20 protein-coding genes and 1 pseudogene are annotated in these 22,566 nt (G+C 71.9%); 12 read left to right on the forward strand and 9 right to left on the reverse strand.

What is annotated here, in order from left to right:
- The first annotated feature begins 103 nt into the window (after positions 1 to 103).
- Positions 104 to 781 carry a class I SAM-dependent methyltransferase gene (locus ACFY3I_RS00555; RefSeq protein ID WP_390858700.1) on the forward strand — a complete coding sequence of 226 codons (678 nt, stop codon included), beginning with the start codon at positions 104 to 106 and terminating at the stop codon, positions 779 to 781.
- Here ACFY3I_RS00555 and ACFY3I_RS00560 read toward each other — a convergent pair.
- The 3 genes and pseudogenes from ACFY3I_RS00560 to ACFY3I_RS00570 form a co-directional block, all read right to left on the reverse strand.
- Positions 751 to 1,287, reverse strand: a complete 537-nt coding sequence (locus ACFY3I_RS00560) for a hypothetical protein (RefSeq protein ID WP_390858701.1) — start codon at positions 1,285 to 1,287, stop codon at positions 751 to 753. The genes ACFY3I_RS00555 and ACFY3I_RS00560 overlap by 31 nt on opposite strands.
- Positions 1,280 to 1,447, reverse strand: a pseudogene (locus tag ACFY3I_RS00565) (molybdopterin-dependent oxidoreductase); the annotation flags it as partial. The gene ACFY3I_RS00560 and the pseudogene ACFY3I_RS00565, both read right to left, overlap by 8 nt.
- Positions 1,448 to 1,576: 129 nt before the next feature.
- The gene (locus ACFY3I_RS00570; RefSeq protein ID WP_390858702.1) at positions 1,577 to 1,768 is read right to left on the reverse strand and encodes a hypothetical protein; all 192 of its coding nucleotides are present in this window, start codon (positions 1,766 to 1,768) and stop codon (positions 1,577 to 1,579) included.
- A gap of 289 nt (positions 1,769 to 2,057) precedes the next feature.
- Between ACFY3I_RS00570 and ACFY3I_RS00575 the strand changes: the two genes are divergently transcribed.
- From ACFY3I_RS00575 to ACFY3I_RS00595, 5 genes are all read left to right on the forward strand, one after another.
- Positions 2,058 to 3,278 carry a metallophosphoesterase gene (locus ACFY3I_RS00575; protein WP_390858703.1) on the forward strand — a complete coding sequence of 407 codons (1,221 nt, stop codon included), beginning with the start codon at positions 2,058 to 2,060 and terminating at the stop codon, positions 3,276 to 3,278.
- A 442-nt stretch (positions 3,279 to 3,720) separates the two neighbouring features.
- Entirely contained in the window at positions 3,721 to 4,350 is a 630-nt protein-coding gene (locus ACFY3I_RS00580) for an isochorismatase family cysteine hydrolase (protein ID WP_390858704.1), read from the forward strand.
- Positions 4,347 to 5,936 (forward strand): aldehyde dehydrogenase (NADP(+)), encoded by a 1,590-nt coding sequence (locus ACFY3I_RS00585; protein WP_390858705.1) that lies wholly within the window; start codon positions 4,347 to 4,349, stop codon positions 5,934 to 5,936. Before ACFY3I_RS00580 ends, ACFY3I_RS00585 begins: the two co-directional genes overlap by 4 nt.
- Positions 5,937 to 6,007: 71 nt before the next feature.
- Positions 6,008 to 6,520 (forward strand): lipocalin-like domain-containing protein, encoded by a 513-nt coding sequence (locus ACFY3I_RS00590; protein ID WP_390858706.1) that lies wholly within the window; start codon positions 6,008 to 6,010, stop codon positions 6,518 to 6,520.
- A gap of 102 nt (positions 6,521 to 6,622) precedes the next feature.
- Positions 6,623 to 7,132 (forward strand): MarR family winged helix-turn-helix transcriptional regulator, encoded by a 510-nt coding sequence (locus ACFY3I_RS00595; RefSeq protein ID WP_390858707.1) that lies wholly within the window; start codon positions 6,623 to 6,625, stop codon positions 7,130 to 7,132.
- A gap of 336 nt (positions 7,133 to 7,468) precedes the next feature.
- On the opposite strand, the gene ACFY3I_RS00600 is transcribed toward ACFY3I_RS00595, so the two are convergent.
- A complete protein-coding gene (locus ACFY3I_RS00600) occupies positions 7,469 to 8,644 on the reverse strand; it encodes a PP2C family protein-serine/threonine phosphatase (protein WP_390858708.1) in 1,176 nt (391 codons plus the stop codon).
- 202 nt (positions 8,645 to 8,846) lie between these two features.
- Here ACFY3I_RS00600 and ACFY3I_RS00605 point away from each other — a divergent pair, with 202 nt between their 5' ends.
- Entirely contained in the window at positions 8,847 to 9,281 is a 435-nt protein-coding gene (locus tag ACFY3I_RS00605; RefSeq protein ID WP_365291300.1) for a MarR family transcriptional regulator, read from the forward strand.
- Between the two features lie 282 nt (positions 9,282 to 9,563).
- Positions 9,564 to 9,899 (forward strand): STAS domain-containing protein, encoded by a 336-nt coding sequence (locus ACFY3I_RS00610; protein WP_390858709.1) that lies wholly within the window; start codon positions 9,564 to 9,566, stop codon positions 9,897 to 9,899.
- 3 nt (positions 9,900 to 9,902) lie between these two features.
- Here the strand turns inward: ACFY3I_RS00610 and ACFY3I_RS00615 are convergent, their stop codons facing one another.
- The 5 genes from ACFY3I_RS00615 to ACFY3I_RS00635 form a co-directional block, all read right to left on the reverse strand.
- Positions 9,903 to 10,073: a hypothetical protein gene (locus ACFY3I_RS00615; protein ID WP_390858710.1), complete on the reverse strand. Its 171-nt coding sequence runs from the start codon at positions 10,071 to 10,073 to the stop codon at positions 9,903 to 9,905.
- Positions 10,074 to 10,107: 34 nt separating this feature from the next.
- Positions 10,108 to 10,464, reverse strand: coding sequence for a PRC-barrel domain-containing protein (locus ACFY3I_RS00620; protein ID WP_365291305.1), 357 nt, complete (start codon positions 10,462 to 10,464; stop codon positions 10,108 to 10,110).
- A gap of 73 nt (positions 10,465 to 10,537) precedes the next feature.
- A complete protein-coding gene (locus ACFY3I_RS00625; RefSeq protein ID WP_390858711.1) occupies positions 10,538 to 13,051 on the reverse strand; it encodes a SpoIIE family protein phosphatase in 2,514 nt (837 codons plus the stop codon).
- 77 nt (positions 13,052 to 13,128) lie between these two features.
- The gene (locus tag ACFY3I_RS00630) at positions 13,129 to 17,400 is read right to left on the reverse strand and encodes a HAMP domain-containing protein (RefSeq protein WP_390858712.1); all 4,272 of its coding nucleotides are present in this window, start codon (positions 17,398 to 17,400) and stop codon (positions 13,129 to 13,131) included.
- Between the two features lie 279 nt (positions 17,401 to 17,679).
- Positions 17,680 to 18,045 (reverse strand): STAS domain-containing protein, encoded by a 366-nt coding sequence (locus ACFY3I_RS00635; RefSeq protein WP_390858713.1) that lies wholly within the window; start codon positions 18,043 to 18,045, stop codon positions 17,680 to 17,682.
- A gap of 148 nt (positions 18,046 to 18,193) precedes the next feature.
- Here ACFY3I_RS00635 and ACFY3I_RS00640 point away from each other — a divergent pair, with 148 nt between their 5' ends.
- The 4 genes from ACFY3I_RS00640 to ACFY3I_RS00655 all read left to right on the forward strand — a co-directional run bounded on the left by ACFY3I_RS00640 (position 18,194) and on the right by ACFY3I_RS00655 (position 22,427).
- Positions 18,194 to 18,664, forward strand: a complete 471-nt coding sequence (locus tag ACFY3I_RS00640; RefSeq protein ID WP_390858714.1) for an ATP-binding protein — start codon at positions 18,194 to 18,196, stop codon at positions 18,662 to 18,664.
- A gap of 206 nt (positions 18,665 to 18,870) precedes the next feature.
- Complete coding sequence (locus ACFY3I_RS00645; protein WP_390858715.1) at positions 18,871 to 20,061, forward strand: glycoside hydrolase family 3 N-terminal domain-containing protein; 1,191 nt, start codon at positions 18,871 to 18,873, stop codon at positions 20,059 to 20,061.
- Between the two features lie 132 nt (positions 20,062 to 20,193).
- Positions 20,194 to 20,661, forward strand: coding sequence for a MarR family winged helix-turn-helix transcriptional regulator (locus tag ACFY3I_RS00650; RefSeq protein WP_390858716.1), 468 nt, complete (start codon positions 20,194 to 20,196; stop codon positions 20,659 to 20,661).
- Positions 20,662 to 20,780: 119 nt separating this feature from the next.
- On the forward strand, positions 20,781 to 22,427 hold the full coding sequence (locus ACFY3I_RS00655; RefSeq protein WP_390859402.1) for an MFS transporter: 1,647 nt from the start codon (positions 20,781 to 20,783) through the stop codon (positions 22,425 to 22,427).
- The last annotated feature ends 139 nt before the right edge of the window (positions 22,428 to 22,566 follow it).

A 22,566-nucleotide genomic window follows, 5' to 3' on the forward strand; every position in this document is an offset into this window, starting at 1 on the left:
ACGCCCGTCCGACGCTCCCGGAAGGCGGGCCGGCGCAGGACTCACTAACGTCGTGCGCGGCCGTTCCGGCCAGGAGAGGAACTCACGACCACGGGGAGTGTGTGTGACCACCGCCGGATCACCGGAGGCCGACTTCCCGGACCCCTGGACAGGCCCCGCCTACGGACAGGCGGTCAGTGCGGGGGCGGGCGACCTGTCGCTGCGGGACAGGGAAGGCTGGAGTCTGCCTCTCGATGTCAGGCGGTGGACAGGGCGGGCGGACGCCGGGGACCGGTCGGTCGTGGCACGGTGCGTGGGCCGGGTGCTGGACATCGGCTGCGGCGGCGGCCGGCTCGTCGAGGCGCTGGCGTCATGCGGGAACGAGGTGCTCGGGATCGACGTGTCGCCCTCGGCGGTGGCCTCCACCTTGCTGCGCGGTGGCGCGGCACGCAGCGGGTCGGTGTTCGGTCCCCTGCCGAAGGAGGGCTCGTGGGACACGGCGCTGCTGATCGACGGGAACATCGGGATCGGTGGCGCGCCCCGCATGCTTCTGCGGCGCATCCGGGGCCTCGTCCACGGTCAGGGACTGCTCATCGTGGAGTGCGTCGAGAGCGACGTGGACGAGTGCCGCCGTGTCCGCATGCACGCCGGGCAGCGGCCCGTCGGGCCCTTCTTCTCGTGGGCGACCATCGGCTCTCCCGCCCTGATCCGGTACGCCCAGATGTCGGGCTGGACGGTCGCCGAGCAGTGGACCACCCCTTCGACGGAACGTCACTTCGTCGCTCTGCGCGCCCGCGCCTGAGCCCGACTCGTCCTGCGCTGCGGCCGCGGGCGCAGCCAGGTACGCACCACCCGAACCATGGCAGAGGCCACGAACAAGGCAGCGGTGATCAGCAGCCAACGAGCCAGGAACCCGTCAGTGGACAGGCCGGTATCGGCTGTGCAGTGGCCGCCCTGACTCAGGATCAGCGGCCACCGCACCAGGAACAGGAGCCCTGAGACGAACGCCGGCACCCGTAGGTGGTTGACGCTCTGCGTGTGTGCGCTTTCGTCCGGTACCCGTCCAGCCCGAGACAGCGACCGGACGGCGCGGTCGGTGAGCGAGTAGCAGGGCAGCAGGACCAGGTCGTGCAGCAGGGCGGCACCCACGAACCGCACCACCACCCCCAGGGTGTCCCCCTTCAGCAGGCGAATCCCTGCGTAGAGGGCGATCGCGAAGGAGGCGAGGACAAGGAGCAGATGAAGGGGGAAGCCGCGTAGCGGCTGCGGAAGACGACGGTGAAACGCTTCACGGCGCGCTTCATGCATGCTCCCCGAAGGTGGGGCGACTGACCCATTCGGTGTTGTGCACCCCCGAAGCGCCCGGGATGATCACGCGCGCCGGAAAGCCGTGGTCGGGTGACAGGTCGGCGCCGTTCACCCGCATCGCGAGCAGGAAACGGTCATCGCGGGCCTGGTTGGCCGCAAGCAGGCCAGCAAGCCAGGACGCCCTCGCACACGATGCTGGCCAATTGCTGACCTGAACGGCCCCACTACGCCTCTGACCTGCACAGACGCCCAGATGTTAGATCTTGGACTCGAACATGGTGCGCAGCATTCAGCACTCCCGAAATTCGCTCCCTGCCTGCTTTGTGCAGGTCAAGGGCTGTCCATTTAGCACGAGGTCCTCGCCTTCCGGCATCGCGGTTTTGACCGCCTTGACGGCCTTGATTCCGCCGCTGGCCACCTTGTAGGCGCCATAGCCGTCGACGGCGAGGGTGCCGACCACGCCGGTCCACTGGCCCGCCACGGTTCCACACGCGGCGGCCCGCCACCCCTTGTCCGGGGGGGCGGGCCGCCGTGCTCAGGTCCGTGGCTGCCGGCGCTCGGCGGCACGCGGGCGACCGTGCGGTCGGGCCGTCCCGTGCGTCCGGAGGTCTGGCGGCCGCCGACGTGCCGGGCCCAGGACCCGGACCCGGTGTACCGGGTCCGGGCGGTGCGGTACGCGGACGGGACGTTCGGCGTGACCGCCGGTCCGGTCGCCGCGAGGACGACCGGATACAGTGCGCGTGACTGCAGCCTGGTCAGGGAGGGCAAGCGTGACCGACACCGGCAACACCCGTACCGTCGAGGGTGAGGCTCAGGCGCCGCGGCCGAGCCTGCTGCACCGCCTGATGCGTTACCTCCCCCTGATCGCTCCCGTGCTGCTGTGGGCCGTGCCCTGCTGGGTGCTTCTGTACGGGGGGCAGCACTGGCCGCCGCCCGTCACGCTCGCCGGCACCGTGCTGTTCGTTCTCGGCCTCGTCGGCATGCCGTTCGCGATGGCCCGCGGGCACGGCCGGCGTCAGCAGGACCCGGCGGCGATCGTCGGTGACACCCTGCTGGGCACCAGTTGGGTTCTCTTCACCTGGTCCGTTCTGCTCGGGGTCCTGTTGCGGGCGGCCCTGACCGTGGCCGGGATCGGCACGGGCCAGGAGCGGGCCCGGATCGTCGCCTGGGCCGTCCTCGGCGTGAGCGCCACGCTGCTCGCCTGGGGGTACGCCGAGGCGCGCCGCGTGCCCCGGGTACGCCGACTCGACCTGCAACTCCCCCGTCTGGGCGCCGGGTTGGACGGTCTCCGCGTCGCCCTGATCACCGACACCCACTACGGCCCGCTCGATCGCGCCCGCTGGTCGGCGCGGGTGTGCGAGACGGTGAACGGCCTGGAGGCAGACGTGGTCTGCCACACCGGGGACATCGCGGACGGCACCGCCGAACGCCGCCGGGCCCAGGCCGAGCCGCTGGGCACCGTACGGGCCACCCGGGCCCGCGTGTACGTCACCGGCAACCACGAGTACTACAGCGAGGCGCAGGGCTGGGTCGACCTGATGGACGAGCTGGGCTGGGAGCCGCTGCGCAACCGGCACCTGTTGCTGGAGCGCGGCGGCGACACGCTCGTGGTCGCCGGTGTGGACGACGTCACCGCCGAGTCGTCCGGTCTGGCGGGCCACCGCGCGCACCTCGCCGGAGCCCTGGACGGGGCCGATCCCGACCTGCCCGTCCTGCTCCTGGCCCATCAGCCCAAGTTCGTCGACCGGGCGGCGGCCGCCGGCATCGACCTCCAGCTCTCCGGCCACACCCACGGCGGCCAGATCTGGCCCTTCCACCACCTGGTCCGCATCGACCAGCCCGCCCTGGCAGGCCTCAGCCGGCACGGCACGCGCACCCTCCTCTACACCAGCCGCGGCACCGGCTTCTGGGGGCCGCCCTTCCGCGTCTTCGCCCCCAGCGAGATCACCCTGCTCGTGCTCCGCTCCCCGCACGCGCCCACCTCGGCGTAACACTCCGCGCGCACCCCACCTCGGCGTAGCACCCCGCACGCGCCCCGGGCCGTGACGGCGCCGGCCGCCGCCCGGGGTGCGCCAGCCGTCGCCGGGGGCGCGGGGCCGTCGCGTGACGCGACGTGCCCGTAGGGGGCGTCCCGTCCGGGTCCGGTCTTCCGCAGCGGGTTCGCGCCGCGCCTCCGACTTCGACTCCGGCTCCGGACCGCCCGCTCGCCTGTCCGCCCGTCTGCCCGTCCGTCAGCGAACCCACCGGCGGCTCGCCGGGTTCTCTTCCCCTGTGCGGGCGTGGCTCCCCGTTCACTCATCACTCAGCTGGATGACGTTCATCATCCTCAGCCCCTCCGGGTTCGACGGCCGGCACACGTTTGACTTTCAGGATGACGGAAGTAATCCTGAATGTGGATGTGGATGTGAGCCATAATCCAGATTGGAGTTCGACATGTCCCCCACCTACGACCCCCGTCACACGGCCGTCCTGCTCGTCGATCCGTACAACGACTTCCTGTCCGAGGGCGGCCAGATATGGCCGCGCCTGGAGTCCATGGCCCAGGAGATCGGCCTGCTCGACCACCTGCGATCCGTCGTCGGCTCCGCCCGCGAGGCAGGCGTCCGCGTGGTGTTCGTCCCGCACCGCCGCTGGGAGCCGGGCGACTACGCGACGTGGGCCCACCCCAACCCCACCCAGCTCAGCGTCATGGAGCGGCACAGCTTCGCCCGCGGCACCTGGGGCGGGGAGTTCCACCCCGACTTCCAGCCGCGATCCGACGACATCGTGATCCAGGAGCACTGGGCGCAGAGCGGGTTCGCCAACACCGACCTCGACTTCCAGCTCAAGCAGCACGGCATCACCCACGTCGTACTGATCGGTCTCCTCGCGAACACCTGCATCGAGTCCACCGGCCGGTACGCCATGGAGCTCGGCTACCACGTGACGCTGGTGCGCGACGCCACGGCCGCCTTCCAGCCCGCGATGATGCACGCCGCGCACGAGCTGAACGGCCCCACCTACGCCCACGCCATCACCACCACGGACGAGCTGACCGCCGCGTTCGAGGGAGCACACGCATGAGCACACGCATGAACCTGACCGGAGAACTGCTGATCGGCGCGGCCGGGGTCGCCGCCACCGCCGGGACCATGAAGGCGCTCGACCCCGCCACCGGGGAGTTCCTCGAGCCCGAGTTCGCCTTCGGGGGCGCGGCCGAGATCGACCGCGCGCTCCGCCTCGCGGACGACGCCTTCGACGCCTACAGCCACACCTCGCTCGCCGGGCGGGCCGCGTTCCTCGACCTCGTCGCGGACAAGCTGGAGGCGGCCAAGGACGAACTCGCCGCCCGTGCCGCACTGGAGACCGGCCTGCCCGCGGCCCAGCTGGAGAGCGAGGCGGTGCGCACCGCCGGGGTGTTCCGCGGGTTCGCCGACGTCGTCCGCGCGGGCCGCTTCCTCCAGGTGTCCGTGGACACCGCGCAGCCGGACCGCCTGCCGGCAGCCCGCATGGACCACCGGCTGCAGAAGGTGGCCCTGGGCCCGGTGGTGGTCTTCGGCGCCAGCAACTTCCCGATCTCCTACTCCGTGCTGGGCGGCGACACCGCCTCCGCTCTGGCGGCCGGCTGTCCCGTCGTGGTGAAGGCCCACAACGCCCACCCCGGCGCCTCGGAGATCCAGGGCCGGGTCATCCGGCAGGCGGTCGCCGAGTCCGGGCTCCCCGAAGGCGTCTTCTCCCTCGTCCGCGGCGCCGGCAACGAGATCGGCGAGGCCCTGGTCGATCACCCGCTGGTCCGGGCGGTCACCTTCACCGGCTCCGAGGCAGGCGGCATGGCCCTGTACCGCCGGGCCCAGCGCCGGCCCGACCCCGTCCCCGTGTTCACCGAGATGACCAGCGTGAACCCGACCTTCGTCCTGCCCGCGGCGCTGGCCGCCCGCGGTGCGGAGATCGGCGCGGGCCTGGTGCAGCGCGCCATGTACAACGTCGGGCAGGCCTGTCTGAAGCCGGCCGTCCTGCTCGCCGTCGACGGGCCGGGCTTCGGGGACCTGCGCGACGCCGCGGCCGCCGAGATCCGCAGGGCGGCCGCCCGGACCATGCTCACCCCCGGCATCCACGACGCCTACACCCGGGGCACGCGGCGTACGGAGGACGGCGGGGCCACGCTGATCGGCGCGGGAACGGACCCGGTCCGCGCCGGGGACGGCCAGGCCCTGCTGTTCGAGGTCACCGGCGAGCGTCTGCTGGCCGAGCCCGCCCTCCGTGAGGAGACCTTCGGCCCCGCGGTGCTGCTGGTGCGGCTGACCGGTGTGGAGCAGTTGTTCGAGGTGGCCCGCGCCTTCCGCGGACAGCTCTCGGCCACCGTGCAGGCCGACGGCGCCGACCGCGACGCGGCCGAACGGCTCCTGCCGATCCTGGAGCGGCGGACCGGCCGCATCGTGTTCAACGCCTTCTCGATCCCGCAGGAGGTCTCCCACGCCACCACGCACGGCGGCCCGTTCCCGGCGACCTCCGACAGCCGGTTCACCTCCGTGGGCATGGGCGCGATCGAGCGGTTCGTCCGCCCGGTGACGTACCAGAACTTCCCGGACGACCTGCTGCCGGAGCCCCTGCGCGAGGCGAACCCGCTGCACCTGTGGCGGCTCGTCGACGGCGAACCCGGCCGGCACTGACCATCCGCACGGACCCGTTCCCCCTCTGCGAGCGGGCTCCCGTGCCCTCCTCGACGAAAGGCGGCCCCGCCGTGTCCATCGACGATCCGACGACAGCGCAGTGCTGCGACCCGACGACAGCGGAGGGCGGTGAGCGCGCGGCGCGTGACGTGGTCCGCGACAGGCTGCTCGGTGCGTGGCGACTGGAGTCGTACACCGCCACGAGCACCGGCGGGGAGGTCGTCAGACCGCTCGGCGCCAGGCCGTACGGCCTGATCGTCTACACCGCCGGGGGATACATGTCCGCCCAGCTGGGCCGCGGTGACCGCCCGCCGCTGCGGTCGGCACGGCTGGAGGAGGCGGCCGACGAGGAGCTGGCCAGGGCGGCGGCCGGCTACCTCTCCTACGGCGGCCCGTTCGAGGTCGTCGGTCCCGCCACCGTCGAGCACCACGTCACCGTCAGCCTCTTCCCGAACTGGATCGGGCGGTCACAGGTGCGGCAGGTGAGGTTCGACGGCCCGCTCCTCACCCTCGGGATCGCCTCCCCCACCCGCCTGTGGGGCGCGGATCGCACGGCCGAACTGGTCTGGAGCAGGCTGTCCTGACGGATGAGGCGCACCTGACGTGCTTGCAGGGCGGCTCTTCGGGTACGGCGTTTGCATAGGTGATACCTGCAATGACGGCGGGATTCGGAGAGCGATGCCTCGGTGACTGGTCTGAGTGGTTCTCGGGACGACCGATCAGGCGGACCGCGCGACGGTCCCGTCCCTCTCGCCTCGGCGCTTGCCGACGCCGTGGACTGTCTGGCCCACCTGTGGTCGGACGCCGCGCAGGGCGCGAGCCTGCGCCTGTCCCCGCACCAGCTGCGGGGCCTGCGGATACTGGGTGAGGAGCCCGGCCTCAACCTCACGGCGCTCGCGGTGGGCATGAAAATCGGGCTGCCGACCGCCAGCCGGCTGTGCGACCGGCTGGAGGCGGCGGGCCTGCTGGAGCGCGTGCTGCATCCGCACAAGCGGCGCGAGGTGCGGCTGTCCCTGACGGGGCAGGGGCGCCGGATCCTCGACGAGGTGGCCTCGCGCAGAGCGCACGCCCTGGCCGTCGTGCTCGAGGCCATGGAGCCGACGGAGCGGGAGGCCATCGCGGAGGGGCTCCAGGGGTTTCTCACGGCCCACGGCCGCACCTCCGAGGGCCGCCGGGACAGCGGTCCCGGTCCCTGACTCCCCGACCGCGCGGGCCGGCGCGGGCGGCCCGGTCGTCGACGGGCCGGGCCGGTCCGGCGGAGCGCCGGTCCCTGACGCCATCGGGCGTCCCGCTCGGCGTGGGCGGTCCCCCGCGGTCGGCCGGACGTTCGCACGGCCGGGTGCGGGCACCTGGCCGTGTCAACGGCGGACCACGGCGGCCGGAAACAACCCCGGACGGTGACAGCGGCGGATCACGGCTGCCGGAAGCAACCCCGGGCGGTGACAGCGGCGGACCGCTGCGGCCGGAAGCAACCCCGCCCCCTGGCAGCGGAAATCACCGCGGCCGGGACCCTCCCCGGGGCGCGGTTCGGGTCAGGTCGGGTCGGGGCGGCCTCGCCAGTCCACGCAGACGACCAGGGCGTCGTCCGTCGCGAGGACGGACTCGCCGCGGTGCACCGCCAGTTCGCGCAGTATGGCGCGGGGCACCTCCGCCGCGGGCAGCAGCCGGGTGGAGTGCATGGCCCGGGCCAGTGCGCGGTCGCCGTACGCCTCGCCCTTCGGGGAGTACACCGCGTGGACGCCGTCGCTGACGAAGACGAGGCGGTCTCCCGGCTCGACCTCGAAGTCCTGCGCCACGTAGTCCGTCTCCTCGAACATGCCGAGGGGCAGTTGCGCCTCGAACGGGATGCGTTCCACGGTGCTGCCGCGCAGTCGCAGGAGCTGCGGTGAACCGGCGTCCACGACGCTCACCCGCCCGGAGTCCAGGTCGAAGTCGAGCATGAGGACCGACAGGTAGCTGCGGCCCCGGTAGTGGGCGTAGACGGCCTGGTCGGCGAGGGCCGCCTGGTCGGCGAGGGAGATGCCGGCGCGGCGCGCGTTGCGCAGGGCGTTGATGGCGAGGCTGGTCAGGAGCGCCGCCTCTATGCCCTCGCCCATGCCGTTCGTGACGTAGAGCATCAGGTGGTCGGCGGTGGCGGACCAGTCGAAGTTGTCCCCGAAGACGGCGTACGCGGGCTCCAGCTGACCGCCGAGGTCGTACTCGGGGCGGGTGCAGGATCGGCCGGGCAGCAGCTGCCACTGCATCTCGGCCGCCAGGGTGAGCCGGTCCTTGCGCCGCGCCTGGAGATACAGGTCCGTGTCGCGCTCGGCCACCAGCACCTCGTGGGCCAGCACGTCGGCGATCTCGGCCAGTTCGGAGACGTATCCGCGCGCGGCCTCGTCGCCGGGCAGCGTCAGGGACAGCACCCCGAGCCGGTCGCCGCGCACGCTGACCGGCAGGTGCACGCGCGTCCCCCCGTCCTGGCCGTCCTCGCAGTAGGGCTCCTGCGAGCCGAAGGCGCGCCCGGCGGGACTGCCGTGCACCGGTACCGCCTCCAGGTTGTGAGGCCGCACCGACACCGGCTGCAGCGCCGTCAGGCCGTAGTCGGCCATGAAGAGCTCGACGGCCTGCGCACCGTACTGCTCGGTCAGCACGACGCGGACGGCGTCGAGCAACTCGTGGGGAGCCGCTGTGCGCACGGCGCGCTCAGCGGTCTGGAATCTGTTCACGATGTGGAATGCACCATTCTTTCTGCCGGCAGCGTGCGGGCCCGGCCGAGGAGGCGGGGCCTCGCGACGAGCCGCGTCGGTCGTTCCGAGGGGTGTCCGTGGGGGCTGGGGCTCCTAGTAGGCTGAAAGAAGCCCCAGTGCCTGCGAGAGTGTGATCGTGACTGCCTTCCGCCGCCGCCCAGAGCCCGATGAGGTCGCACGTGTGACCACGAAGGCCGTCGAGCTGCTGGAAGTCGTGTGGGGCCGTGCCTCGACCGCGCCCACCTCCGCCTCGCAGTTGCGGGTGCTGCACATCCTCGAGCACCACGACGGCATCAACCTGCGCACTCTCGCCGAGTCCCTCGCCTCCACCCCGCCGTCCACGAGCCGACTGTGCGACCGGTTGCAGGCCGCGGGGTTCATCGAGCGCGTGGTGGGCGCGGAGGACCGGCGCGAGGTGCGGCTGCACCTCAGCGGCCCGGGCCGCTCCTTCCTTGCCGATCTGCGTGCCCGCCGGGAGAACGAGTTGCGGAAGGTGCTGGCGGACATGCCCGCCGCCAAGCGTGTCGCTCTCCTGGAAGGGCTCGAGGCGTTCTGTGCCACCGCGGCGACGCAGATACCCGACGAGGCTCCCGAGTCCGGCAGCCGGACCGCCTGAACAACGCTCACGGAACCGGTGCCACCACCGCTCCATGACGATGGCGGCCGGTGTCGGGGACGGTCCCTGTCCACCGGAACATTCCAGGTCCTTCCCCGTGTACGTCCGACTCGGCTACTCTCTTGCCTCATGGCCATTATTGTCAAACGACAACAGTTCTCGACGTCACTCCCGATGTCTCTCTTACCTCCCTTCGACTACCCCTATTTTGCGGCGATCCGCGTCGGATGTGTGCTATGTCTCGTGGATCCCGGAACCGAGAGTTGACACAGGGACGGCCCGATGCCTGCGGCTTCCGAACTGAGCGCGCGTATCGACCACGACGGTCAGACCTTCGTGATCAGCGTGCGCGGCGACGTGGACTACGCCGCGCTGGAGGGCTTCGAACAGGCCTGGGACGCGGCCGACCGGGCGGCGATGCCCGTGACCGCGGTCGACCTGCGAGAGGTCACCTTCGCCGACAGCATGCTTCTCAACGCCCTCGTCCAAGCGCGCCTGCGCCATCAGACCTCCGGGCGCGGCCTGGTGCTCGTCGGCCCACTGCGGCCCGCCGTCACCCGGCTCCTGACGATCACCGGTGCCCTCCGGCTGTTCACGGTCACCGAGGCCGACGGGTGACGGTCAGCGGACCACGCGCCGCCGCCCCGCGTGCCGGATCCTGAGCGCGGCGTAGACGAGATCTGCGAGCAGCACCACCGCGCCGATGACCAGCAGATAGAACAGTCCGTGGGCGGTGAACCCGATGATGCCCAGGACCAGGGCCACGAGGATCATCAGCAGGAACAGACTCATCGGACTCTCCTGTCGGCCGTCGGCTGCGCCGGGGTCAGCGGCGGGCCAGGCGGCGTTCGCCGCCGGCGCCCGGTGTGTACTCGAGTGCGTAGTGCGCGAAGACCGCCGGCTCCTGCTCGGCCGGCAGTTCGCCGTCCGTGTCGATCGCGGGGGCCTTCTTGACCGTGTCCTTGTCGTAGGCGACCTTCAGATAGCCCGGACCGACGGTCGCGTCCGCGAGGGGCACGAACACCAGCCGACGGCGGGTGGGCAGCCCGACCGTCACGGTCGCGTAGCAGGGCAGGTCGGTCGCGGTGTCGACGTAGACCGATTCCAGGACGCCGACCTTGTGCCCCGAGGTGTCGATCACGTCGTGACCGCGCCACTCCCGGATATCACCTGCTTCGAACATCAGACACCTCCGCGAGGACGGGTACCCCTGATCGCACGGTTGACGCCGTAGAGGTTCCCCGTCCCCGGCCGCGTCAGCGCGACGCCACCCGGATGCCCACGAGGCAGGTGTCGTCGTCCGTGTCGGAGCGGCTGTGCGTCAGCAGGCGGTCCAGTTGCTGGTCCAGGGTCGGCGGAACCGTGCGCGCGGTCGTCAGCAGCTGCGCCAGGGACTCCTCCACGGAGCGGTCACGGCGTTCGATCAGACCGTCCGTGTACATCAGCAGCGTGTCCCCCACCGCGAGCTGCACCTCGTGTTCCAGGTACCCGGCCTCCGGTACGGCGCCCAGCAGCAACCCCTTCACCAGGGGCAGCGCCTCCGCCTCACCGTCGCGCACCAGTACGGGCGGCAGATGGCCGGCCCGCGCCCAGCGCAGGGTGTGGCGGTCGGGGTCGTAGAGGCCGCACACCGCGGTGGCGGTGACGGCACCGGTCAGGTGGTGGGTGACCATGTTCAGCCAGGACAGCAGCTGCCCCGGTCCCGCGCCGGTCACGGCCAGTCCGCGCAGCGCGTTGCGCAGGACGACCATGCTGGTGGCGGCCGCGATGCCGTGCCCGGCGACGTCCCCCACGCACACCAGCACCAGCCCGGACGGCAGCAGGACCGCGTCGTACCAGTCGCCGCCGACCAGATGCTGGGTCTCCGCGGGCCGGTAGCGCACGGCCAGGTCCAGTCCCGGAACCGCCAGCGGGGTCTGGGCGGGCGGCATGATGGCGTGCTGGAGCTGGAGGGTGAGCCGGTTGCGTTCGCTGGCCTGCTGCTCGGTGTGGGCGAGCTGGTCGCGGGTCGCGGCGAGCGCGACCTCGGTCCAGTGGTGCGCGGAGATGTCCTGGTAGGCGCCGCGTACGACGTACGGCTGCCCGCCGGAGTCGAGGACCGGTTCCGCCACCACCCGGATGTGGCGGGTGACCCCGTCCGGGCGCTGCAGCCGGAAGGCGGTGGACGCGGGCCTGCGGTGGTGGAGCAGGGTGCGCAGGAAACGGCCGATGGTCACCGCGTCGTCCGGATGGGCGTGGCCCGCCAGGTCCTGCAGCGGCACCGGGGTGTCGGAGTCCGGCTTGCCGTACAGGTGGAACAGCTGGCCGTTCCAGGTGATCTCGCCGGTGAGGAGGTTCTCCTCGAAGCCGCCGATGCGGCCGAGGCGCTGCGCGTGCTGGAGCAGGCTGGCCAGCCGGGCGGTGTCGTCCTCGATGCGCCAGATGAGCAGGACGCAGTCGCCGTGCCGGCTGATGTTGATGTCGGCGACCGCGGCCAGCGGGACCTCGTCGACCACCGCGGTGAGCCGCATGCGGTGGGCGCGGTAGGGCTCGCCGGTGGCGTAGACGCGCTCGATCCGCTCGAAGAGCTCGCTGTGGCCGGCGGCCATCGGATAGGCCTCCAGCACCAGGGCGCCGTTGATGACGGCCCGGGGTCTGCCGCCGGGGTCCAGGAAGCGGCCGTTGACGTGGTGGATGCGGAAGTCCACGAGGTCGCCGTCGGCGCCCAGGTGCGGTACGAGCACCAGGGCGGGGTCGTGCAGCCCGTCGGCCAGGTCCGTCAGTTCGGTGACGCCGGGCAGGAGGGGCCGGCCGGTGCCGCCGTGGTCCTGGTCGGGGGATCCGGTGTCCAGGGTGTGCGCGCACAGTTCGGCCAGCGCCTCGACCTGCCGGACGACCGGCGCGGGCGGTGTGTCCAGCGGCACGGCCCAGACGATCTCCAGCACGCCGTGGATGCGCCCGCCGGTGCCGGCCGCGACGGCGACCCGGCCGCCCTCGGGATGGTGGTGCTGGCCGATGGAGGGCAGCCCGGTCTCGGCCAGGCTGCGGATCCAGTGGCCGGAGCGTTCGGTGAGGCCGCGGCGGCCCACCGTCGCCACCCCCGGTGGCACGTGCCGCCAGCGTCCGGCCTCCGCGACGGAGAATCCGGCGTGGCCCGCCAGGGTGAGCGAGCCGTCCGCGCCCAGGGCCCAGATGGCGACGGCCTCCGCGCCCAGCGGGGCCAGCGCGTGCTCCAGCAGGGACTCGGCCACGGCCTGGGTGTCCTGGGCGGCCAGCGCACCGCTCTCGGCGGCCCGCAGCCGTACCGGGGAGAAGTGGGTGTCGGCGGGGTCGACGGTCTCGGTCCCGGCCGCGGTGGCCGCGAGGAACGCGGCGGTCACCTCCGACAGCCGGTCCCGTGCGGCCTGGTTGATGACGTCGACCGCGAACTCCAGGGGGGTCACCCGGGCCTGCTCGGCGAGTTCGGCGAGCTGCCGGGCCGCCTGCGCCGGGCCGTAGCCCAGCCGTTCCACGAGGATGCCCTTGGCCAGCTCGATCAGGGCCCGCCCGTCGGCCTCGGCGTGTGCCTCCCGCACCTCGCGGCGCAGCCGTTCCACGGTCGCCGCCAGCCTGCCGAGCGGGGACGGCCCGTCGGGCCCGCCGAGCCCGTCGGCAGGGGCCTCCGGCGTGTCGTCGGCGCCGGGGGGCCCGGTGTCCACCGGGACGACGTCCCGCGGCGTGCCCGGTACGCCTTCCGGGTCGTCGGAGCCGGGCGGCTCGGGGCGTTCGGGCGATGGACGGAGTTCACTCACGGTGGGCCTGTTTCTCGGCTGGGACGCCCCTGGGCGTTACGCGGCCTGCTGGTGGACGCCGTGGCGCCGGCGTGTGGTCACACGGCCAGCCAGCGGCGGACGCGGGCGATGAGGTCGTTGGTGTCGACGGGCTTGGTGATGTAGTCGTTGGCCCCCGAGGCGAGGCTCTTCTCCTGGTCGCCCGGCATGGCCTTCGCGGTGACGGCGATGATGGGCAGCTCCGCGTACTGGGGCATGGCGCGGATCTCCGCGGTGGCGGAGTAACCGTCCATCTCCGGCATCATCACGTCCATCAGCACCAGGCAGACGTCCGGGTGGGCCAGCAGCATCTCGATGCCCTTGCGGCCGTTGTCGGCGTGCAGGACCTGGAAGCCGTGCAGTTCGAGTACGCCGCTGAGGGCGAACAGGTTGCGCGCGTCGTCGTCGACCACCAGGACCGTCCGGCCGCGGAAGGCGTCGTCCACGACCTGCGCGGCCGGCCGGTGCGGCTCCTCGGCGCGCACCAGCGACAACACGTCGCCGGGCTGTTCGGCGGACAGGTGCAGGGTGATGCGCTCGCGCAGATCGTCCAGGCTGGACAGGAAGTCCAGCGGCCGGCCGCCCGCGAGGGCGCGCAGCGCCTGCTCCTGCGCGAGATCGACCCGGTGTCCGGTGTGCACCAGGACGGGCACGCTGGCCAGCGCGGAGTCGCCGCGCATGGCCTCCAGGAAGTCCGCGCCCTCCTTGCCGGGCATGCCCAGTTCGAGGACGACGCAGTGGCAGGGTTCGGCCGCCAGCGTGCTCGCCGCCTCCTGGGCCCCCACGGCGGTGATGAGGTCGATCGCCCCGTGCGGGTCGCCGGAGTCCGCGAGGTCCGCCACGGCCCGCTCGGCGACCAGGGTGAGCAGGCCGCGCGGGCGCTCCTCGATCACGAGGAGGCGGCGCCTTCGGTGCTCGGGAGCCGGCGCGGCGGCGGGGAGCTGCCGGGGCGCCGGGGACCGCTCCGAGGCGTCGAGGGCGCGGGGCTGCTCCACCGGCCGGCCGCCGCTCTCCAGCAGGTCCTCGAAGTCGGCGCGCGCGACCGGCAGATACAGCGTGAACGTGCTGCCCTGCCCCGGTGTGCTGTCGACGGTGACCGCGCCGCCGAGCAGGTGGGCGATCTCGCGGGTGATGGACAGGCCGAGGCCGGTGCCGCCGTACTTGCGGCTGGTGGTCCCGTCGGCCTGCTGGAAGGCGCCGAAGATCGTCTCCAGCTGCTGGTGCGGGATGCCGATACCGGTGTCGACGACCCGGAAGGCCACGACCGGGCCACCGCGCAGCACGCCCGCCGGCACCTCGCGGTCGGCGGCCGGCTCGATCCGCAGCTCGACGCCGCCCTGTTCGGTGAACTTCACCGCGTTGGAGAGCAGGTTGCGCAGGATCTGGCGCAGCCGGGAGTCGTCGGTGAGCAGGTCGGCGGGTGTGCCGGGCGCCGTGGCCACGGTGAATTCGAGGCTCTTCTGAGTGGTCATCGGCCGGAACGTGGCCTCGACGTACTCCAGCAGCTGGCGCAGCGGGACCCGTTCGGGCGCCACGTCCATCTTGCCGGCCTCCACCTTGGAGAGGTCGAGGATGTCGTTGATCAGCTGCAGCAGGTCCGAGCCCGCCGAGTGGATGATGCCCGCGTACTCGACCTGCTTCGGGGTGAGGTTGCGCGAGGGGTTCTGGGCCAGCAACTGGGCCAGGATCAGCAGGCTGTTGAGCGGGGTGCGCAGCTCGTGGCTCATGTTGGCCAGGAACTCCGACTTGTACTTGGAGGCGAGCGCCAGCTGCTGGGCGCGGGTCTCCAGTTCCTGCCTCGCCTGCTCGATCTGCAGGTTCTTCGCCTCGATGTCGCGGTTCTGCGAGGCCAGCAGGGAGGCCTTCTCCTCCAGTTCGGCGTTGGAGCGCTGCAGCTCGTCCTGCTGGACCTGCAACTCCTCGGACCTGGCCTGCAGTTCGGAGGTCAGCCGCTGGGACTCGCCGAGCAGCTCGTCGGTGCGGGCGTTGGCCACGATGGTGTTGAGGTTGACGCCGATGGTGGGCACCAGCTGGGTGAGGAGGTCCTGGTGGATCTGGGTGAAGCGGGTCAGCGAGGCCAGCTCGATGACACCGAGGACCTGTTCCTCGACCACGATGGGCAGGACCACCAGGGCACTGGGCGCGGCCTGTCCGAGTCCGGAGGAGATGGTGACGTAGCCCGCCGGCAGTTCCTCGACGATGATGACGCGGCGGTTGCGTGCGGCCTGCCCGACGAGGGAGCGCCCGACCGGGATCCGGGTGGGCCGTTCGGTGTCGTCGGGATATCCGTACGAGCCCACCAGGCGCAGTTCGTGGCCGCGTTCGGTGTCCTCCGCCAGGTAGAAGGCGCCGAACTGGGCCGACACCAGCGGGGTCAGCTCGTCCATGATGAGTTCGGCGACCACGGGCAGGTCGCGGTGGCCCTGCATCAGGCCGGAGATGCGGGCGAGGTTGGTCTTGAGCCAGTCCTGTTCCTGGTTGGCCCGGGTGGTCTCGCGCAGGGACTCCACCATGGAGTTGATGTTGTCCTTGAGGTCGGCGACCTCGCCGGACGCCACCACGGTGATGGAGCGGGTCAGGTCGCCCTCCGCGACGGCACTGGTGACCTCGGCGATCGCGCGGACCTGCCGGGTGAGGTTCCCGGCGAGTTCGTTGACGTTCTCCGTGAGCCGCTTCCAGGTGCCCTCGACGCCCTCCACCTCGGCCTGGCCGCCGAGCCGGCCCTCGCTGCCGACCTCGCGGGCGACGCGGGTGACCTCGGCGGCGAACGACGAGAGCTGGTCGACCATCGTGTTGATGGTGGTCTTCAGTTCCAGGATCTCGCCCCGGGCGTCGACGTCGATCTTCTTGGACAGGTCGCCGCCCGCCACCGCGGTCGTCACCAGGGCGATGTTGCGCACCTGCCCGGTGAGGTTGTTGGCCATGGAGTTGACGTTGTCGGTGAGGTCCTTCCAGGTCCCGGCCACGTTCGGTACGTGGGCCTGGCCGCCGAGCCGGCCCTCGGTGCCGACCTCGCGGGCCACCCGGGTGACCTCGTCGGCGAAGGCCGAGAGGGTGTCGACCATGGTGTTGATGACGTCGGCGAGCGCGGCGACCTCGCCCTTGGCCTCCACGGTGATCTTCTGCGACAGGTCGCCGCGCGCGACCGCGGTGGCGACCTGGGCGATGGACCGGACCTGACCGGTCAGGTTGGACGCCATCACGTTGACGTTGTCGGTGAGGTCCTTCCAGGTCCCGGACACACCGGGCACGATCGCCTGGCCGCCGAGGTTGCCCTCGGTGCCGACCTCGCGGGCGACGCGGGTGACCTCGTCGGCGAACGCGGACAGCTGGTCGACCATCGTGTTGATGGTGTTCTTCAGCTCCAGGATCTCGCCCCGGGCGTCCACCGTGATCTTCTGCGACAGGTCGCCCTGCGCCACCGCCGTGGCCACCTGGGCGACGTTGCGGACCTGGGCGGTGAGGTTGCCGCCCATGAAGTTCACGGAGTCCGTCAGGTCCCGCCAGGTGCCCTTGACCCCCTTGACGTCGGCCTGGCCGCCGAGCCTGCCGTCGGTGCCGACCTCGCGGGCGACGCGGGTGACCTCGTCGGCGAACGCGGACAGCTGGTCGACCATCGTGTTGATGGTGTTCTTCAGCTCCAGGATCTCGCCCCGGGCGTCCACCGTGATCTTCTGCGACAGGTCGCCCTGCGCCACCGCGGTGGTCACCTGGGCGACGTTGCGGACCTGGGAGGTGAGGTTCCCGGCCATGAAGTTGACCGAATCGGTCAGGTCGCGCCAGACGCCGCCGACGCCGGGGACCTGCGCCTGGCCGCCGAGGCGGCCCTCGCTGCCCACCTCGCGGGCGACGCGGGTGACCTCGTCGGCGAACGCGGACAGCTGGTCGACCATCGTGTTGACGGTCTCCTTCAGCTGCAGGATCTCGCCGCGCGCGGGCACGTCGATCTTCTGGGACAGGTCGCCCTTCGCGACCGCGGTGGCCACCTGGGCGATGTCACGGACCTGGGTGGTCAGGTTGCCCGCCATGGCGTTGACCGAGTCGGTCAGGTCCGCCCAGGTGCCGGAGACCCCGGGGACCTGCGCCTGGCCGCCCAGCGTGCCCTCGGTGCCCACCTCGCGGGCCACGCGCGTCACTTCCGAGGTGAACAGGGACAGCTGGTCGACCATGCCGTTGAAGACCGTGGCGATGTCGCCGAGCAGGCCCTCGCCGTCGGAGGGCAGCCGGGTGCCGAAGTCACCGTCGCGTACCGCTGTGAGACCGGCCAGCAGCTGCCGCAGCTCCTGTTCGCCCGGCCCCTGGACCTGGGCGTCCACCGACGTGCCGCTCATGCAACCCTCGTTCCGCTCCCCAGGGTCCCCACCCCGAGGACCCGGAACCTGCCGGAGCCGTAGAGCTCCGTCCACCAGCGGCGATCCCGTGTTCGACGGTCCCCTCCGACGGGCAATCGGTCGCAGGTTAACTCAGTTGTCGGCCGACAACCAAAGTATGGCGTGAGTATCACCGCGTACGGAATCGGGGGGCGCGAAGGACGCCATGCCGCGGCCGCTCCGGGGTACTCGACGCGGCTCCGCCGGGGGCGGTGGCGTGTGGGAGCGGCCGCTCCGGCCTCATGCCGTGATGGCGGCCCGGACGGTCGGGTGACAGGTGGCGAGGGTGTCGAGTCCCACCAGCTGCACGGTCCGCAGGACGGAGTCCCCGACTCCGGCGAGGCGCAGCCACCCCTGCGCGGTCCGGGTCGCCTGGTGCGCGGCGATCAGGGCGTTGATCCCGCTGGAGTCCATGAAGGTGACCCCGCTCAGGTCGACGACGATCCGCGGGCCGGCGGTGGGGTCGGCCGGAGGCATGGCCCGGCCCAGCGTGCCCACCGTCTCGTAGTCGATCTCACCGTGGACGCCGAGCACGGTGACGCCGTCGACGTCGGTCCTGATGACGGACAGTCCGCCGTGCTTCATCGCCTTGTGTTCGTCTGCCACCTGGGTCCTCCGCACCCTCTCGGCCCGAGCCGCGCCACCATGTCTGCACCCAACGTGCCCAGGGAAGGGGAGTGCGATGCACGGGAGGGGACATCCGATACGGGCGGCGCGGGAGTACGACGGCGGATCGCCGGGTAGACGCGCGCCCATGAACGGGGTATCGCGGATCGCCGGCGGGGAGTCCGTCCCGCCCGAGGAGTGGTCCCGGACGACGGATGCCGCGCCTGTCGAGTCGACCGTCGCCCTGGACGGCGCGCACGGCTGTATCGCCGACGCCCGCGCCCGGACACTGGACCTCCTGGCGCGTGCCGGGGCCGCACGGGGGCTGCCGGTGCCCGCCCGCACCCTGGAGCTGGCCCGGCTGGTGGTCAGTGAGCTCGTCACCAACGCGCTGAAGTACGCGCCGGGCCCGATACTCCTGCACCTGAGCGCCGCCGACGGCATGGTGGAGATCGAGGTGTGGGACAGCGATCCGACCCTTCCGCTGGCCCGGGCGGCGGACGTGGGGCGGGTCGGCGGGCACGGCCTGGAGATCGTGCTCGCGGTGGTGCGCGGCTTCGAGGCCCGGCCGGAACCCGTCGGCAAGCGCGTCATCGCCCGGCTCCCGCTCTTCGACTGAGGCTCACCGGTCCCGGCGCGCCGGCACCCACCGGTGTACGGGTCCGGACGGTGCGCGCTGCGGCCCGTCGCGGCCGGCCGCAGCGCGCACCGCACCTGTTCGGCGTAACGTGAGGCGCTGGGGGCGGCTTCGAGCCACGCAGGGCACCGATGCCGTGCGTAGGTCCGCTCCTGTGGCCTGGATCTCTCACGAATCAGGAGCGCACCATGGCGACACCTGTCCGCCGGCCCGCGGGCCGCGGCCCCGGTGCCCGGCGCACCGCCGTCGGGCTCGCCACGACCCTGCTCGCCGTGGGCGCCTGCGGCGCGACGGCGGCCGGGGAGGAAGCCCACCGCGAGACCAACGCCGCCTGCGCCGACAGGGTCTACACGGGCATGACGCAGGCGCAGCGGGTCGGCCAGCTCTTCATGGGCGGGATCGCCGCGACCCACCCCAGCAGCACGGACCTGCGCACCCTGCGCACGTATCACGTGGGGTCCGTGATGCTCACCGGCCGCAGCTCCGCGGGTACCGCGGCGACGAAGAAGGTCGTCGACGGGGCGCGCGCGCAGGCGGACACGGTCGCCGGGAAGCGGGTCGGACTGCTCGTCTCCACCGACCAGGAGGGCGGGCAGGTCCAGGTGCTCAGCGGACCGGGTTTCTCGGTGATGCCCAACGCCCTGACCCAGGGCAGCTGGAGCACGGCCACCCTGCGCTCGAGGGCTGAGACCTGGGCGAAGCAGCTGAAGGCGGCGGGTCTGGATCTCAACCTCGCGCCGGTCGCCGACGTGGTGCCCGCGAGCCTGGGCACCCGCAACGCGCCCATCGGCCGCTACTACCGCGAGTACGGCCACACCCCGTCGGTCGTCACCTCGCACAGCGGCGCGTTCGCCGCCGGGTTCTACAAGGCCGGGGTCCTGACGACCGTCAAGCACTTCCCGGGCCTCGGCCAGGTGATCGGCAACACCGACACCACCGCGAACGTGGTCGACTCGGTGACCACGCCGACCAGCGCGAGCCTGGCGCCCTTCCGCAGCGCGATCACCGCGGGCTCGCCGTTCGTGATGATCTCCTCGGCGAAGTACACCAAGATCGACTCGAAGCACCTGGCCGCGTTCTCGCCGACCGTGATCAACTCGCTGCTGCGCACCAAGTTCGGCTTCAAGGGAGTCGTCATCTCCGACGACCTCGGCCAGGCGGTCGCGGTCCGCTCCTACACCCCGGCGCAGCGTGCGGTGAACTTCCTGTCCGCCGGCGGTGACATGGTCCTCACGGTCAAGGCGTCGGCCATTCCGGCGATGGTGCAGGGCGTCCAGGCCAAGATGGCGACGGACGCCTCCTTCCGCACCAAGGTCGCCGCTTCCGTGCACCGCGTCCTCACCGCCAAGGCGTCGGCACGCAAGCTCACCTGCACCTGAGGTCTCCGCGAGCCGGACGGAGCCGGACCGACCCGCACCGGGCCCGGTCCGGCTCCGTCGTTTTCGCGCGGGGCTGCTTTTTACTTATGACCGATTGAACAGTCCAGACTGATAAACCTAGTATTAGTACATGTGAAGACAGACATAGCCTCCGATGCCGGCGACACCCGAGATCCGAGCGATGCCTCCGTCCTCGCCGCCGAGCTCCGGCTCGCGGTGGGCCGTATGACACGGCGGCTGCGCCAGGCCCATGCGGTCGGGGACGTCTCCCTCTCGGGCGTCTCCGTGCTCGCGCGGCTCGCCGCCGACGGACCCGACTCCCCCACCTCGCTCGCCGAGATGGAACGCGTGCGGCCCCAGGCCATGGCCACCACCCTGGCCCAGCTCGAACAGCGCGGCCTCATCCGTCGTACCCCCGACGCCGCGGACGGCCGGCGGAGCATCGCGGCCGTCACCGACGAGGGGCGGACCATGCTGGCCGAGCGGCGCTCCGAGTCGGTGCGGCGGCTCGCGGACGTCCTCGCCACGTTCTCCGCCGGGGAACGCGAGACCCTCGGGGCGGCCGTGCCGCTCCTCGCGCGGCTGGCGGAACGGCTGTGAGCGCGCCCGGCCGGTCCGGCCCGCTGCTGCGTTCGGCCCGCGACAAGGAGACCCCGCCCGGCCCGGGCTACAAGTGGGTCGCGCTCTCCAACACCACGCTCGGTGTGCTGATCGCGACGATGGACGCGTCGATCGTGATCATCTCGCTGCCGGCCATCTTCCGCGGTATCGGCCTGGACCCGCTCGCCCCGGGCAACATCGGCTATCTGCTCTGGATGATCCTCGGGTACCTGCTGGTCTCCGCCGTCCTGGTCGTCGTGCTCGGGCGGCTCGGCGACATGTTCGGGCGAGTGAAGATCTACAACCTCGGCTTCCTGATCTTCGCCTGTGCGTCGGTCGCGCTGTCGCTCGATCCGTTCCGCGCCGGAGCGGGCGCGATGTGGCTGATCCTGTGGCGGATCGTGCAGGCCTTCGGCGGGTCCATGCTCACCGCCAACTCGGCCGCCATCCTCACCGACGCCTTCCCGGCCCGGCAGCGCGGCATGGCCCTCGGCATCAACCAGATCACCGCGCTGGCGGGCCAGTTCCTCGGTCTGCTCGCGGGCGGGCTGCTCGCCGCCGTCGACTGGCGTGCCGTGTTCTGGGTGAGCGTCCCGGTCAGCATCACCGGCACGGTCTGGTCGTACCTGAGCCTGCGCGAGACCTCGACGGGCCGGCCCGGCCGGATCGACTGGCTGGGCAACATCACCTTCGCCGCCGGCGCCGGCATCCTGCTGGCCGGCATCACCTACGGGATCCAGCCGTACGGCGACAGCGCCACCGGCTGGGGCAGTCCGTGGGTGCTGAGCGGACTGATCGGCGGTGTCGCCCTGCTGCTGGCCTTCTGCGCCGTCGAGACACGGGTCGCCGATCCCATGTTCAACCTGGCGCTCTTCCGGAACAGGGCGTTCGCGGCGGGCAACATCGCCGCCCTGCTGACCTCGGTCGCGCGCGGCGGCCTGCAGTTCATGCTCATCATCTGGCTCCAGGGCATCTGGCTCCCGCTGCACGGCTACGACTTCGAGGACACCCCGCTGTGGGCCGGCATCTTCATGCTGCCGCTCACGCTCGGTTTCCTGGTCGCGGGCCCGGTCTCCGGCTACCTGTCGGACCGGTTCGGCGCCCGGTTCTTCTCCACCGCGGGCCTGGTGGTCGTGACGCTGTCCTTCCTCGGCCTGCTCGCGCTGCCCGTCGACTTCGACTACGGGCTGTTCGCGGCGCTGCTGCTGCTCAACGGGCTCGGCCAGGGCATGTTCTCGGCGCCGAACACGTCGTCGATCATGGGCAGCGTCCCGGCCGAGTACCGTGGAGTCGCCTCGGGGATGCGCTCCACCTTCCAGAACTCCGGTACGGCGCTGTCCATCGGCGTCTTCTTCTCGCTGATGGTCTCCGGCCTCGCCTCCTCGCTCCCCGACACGCTCAAGAGCGGGCTGACGGCACACGGCGTGCCGGCCGCCTCCGCCGCGCACGCCGCCTCGCTGCCGCCGGTGAGCACGCTGTTCGCGACGTTCCTCGGCAACAACCCGATCGAGCACCTGCTCTCCGCCGAGGGTGTCCTGAACCATGTGACCAGCGCCCAGCGGGCCGTCCTGACCGGCCACACCTTCTTCCCGCAGCTGGTCTCCGGTCCGTTCCACGACGGCCTGGCCGTCGTGTTCGGCGTGGCCGCGGGCATGGCCCTGGTCTCCGCCGTGGCCTCCGCCCTGCGCGGCAGTCACCGCCCCGTCCAGGAGCGGCCGGAGAACAAGGACAAGCCGGCCGCCCGGACGCCCTCCGCGAAGTCGTAGCGTTCGCGCCGGCCGCGGAAACGGGCCGTGGGGGGGGGGCGGGGGGGGACCCCCCAACCCGCCCCCCCCCCGGACGTTACCCGGGAGCGCGAAAGGTTTGCACCGAGTTGGTGAACTTATAAGGGGCCCCCCGGGGTTT

Origin of the sequence: Streptomyces sp. NPDC001068 (assembly GCF_042897315.1) — a bacterium.
Taxonomy (GTDB): domain Bacteria; phylum Actinomycetota; class Actinomycetes; order Streptomycetales; family Streptomycetaceae; genus Streptomyces.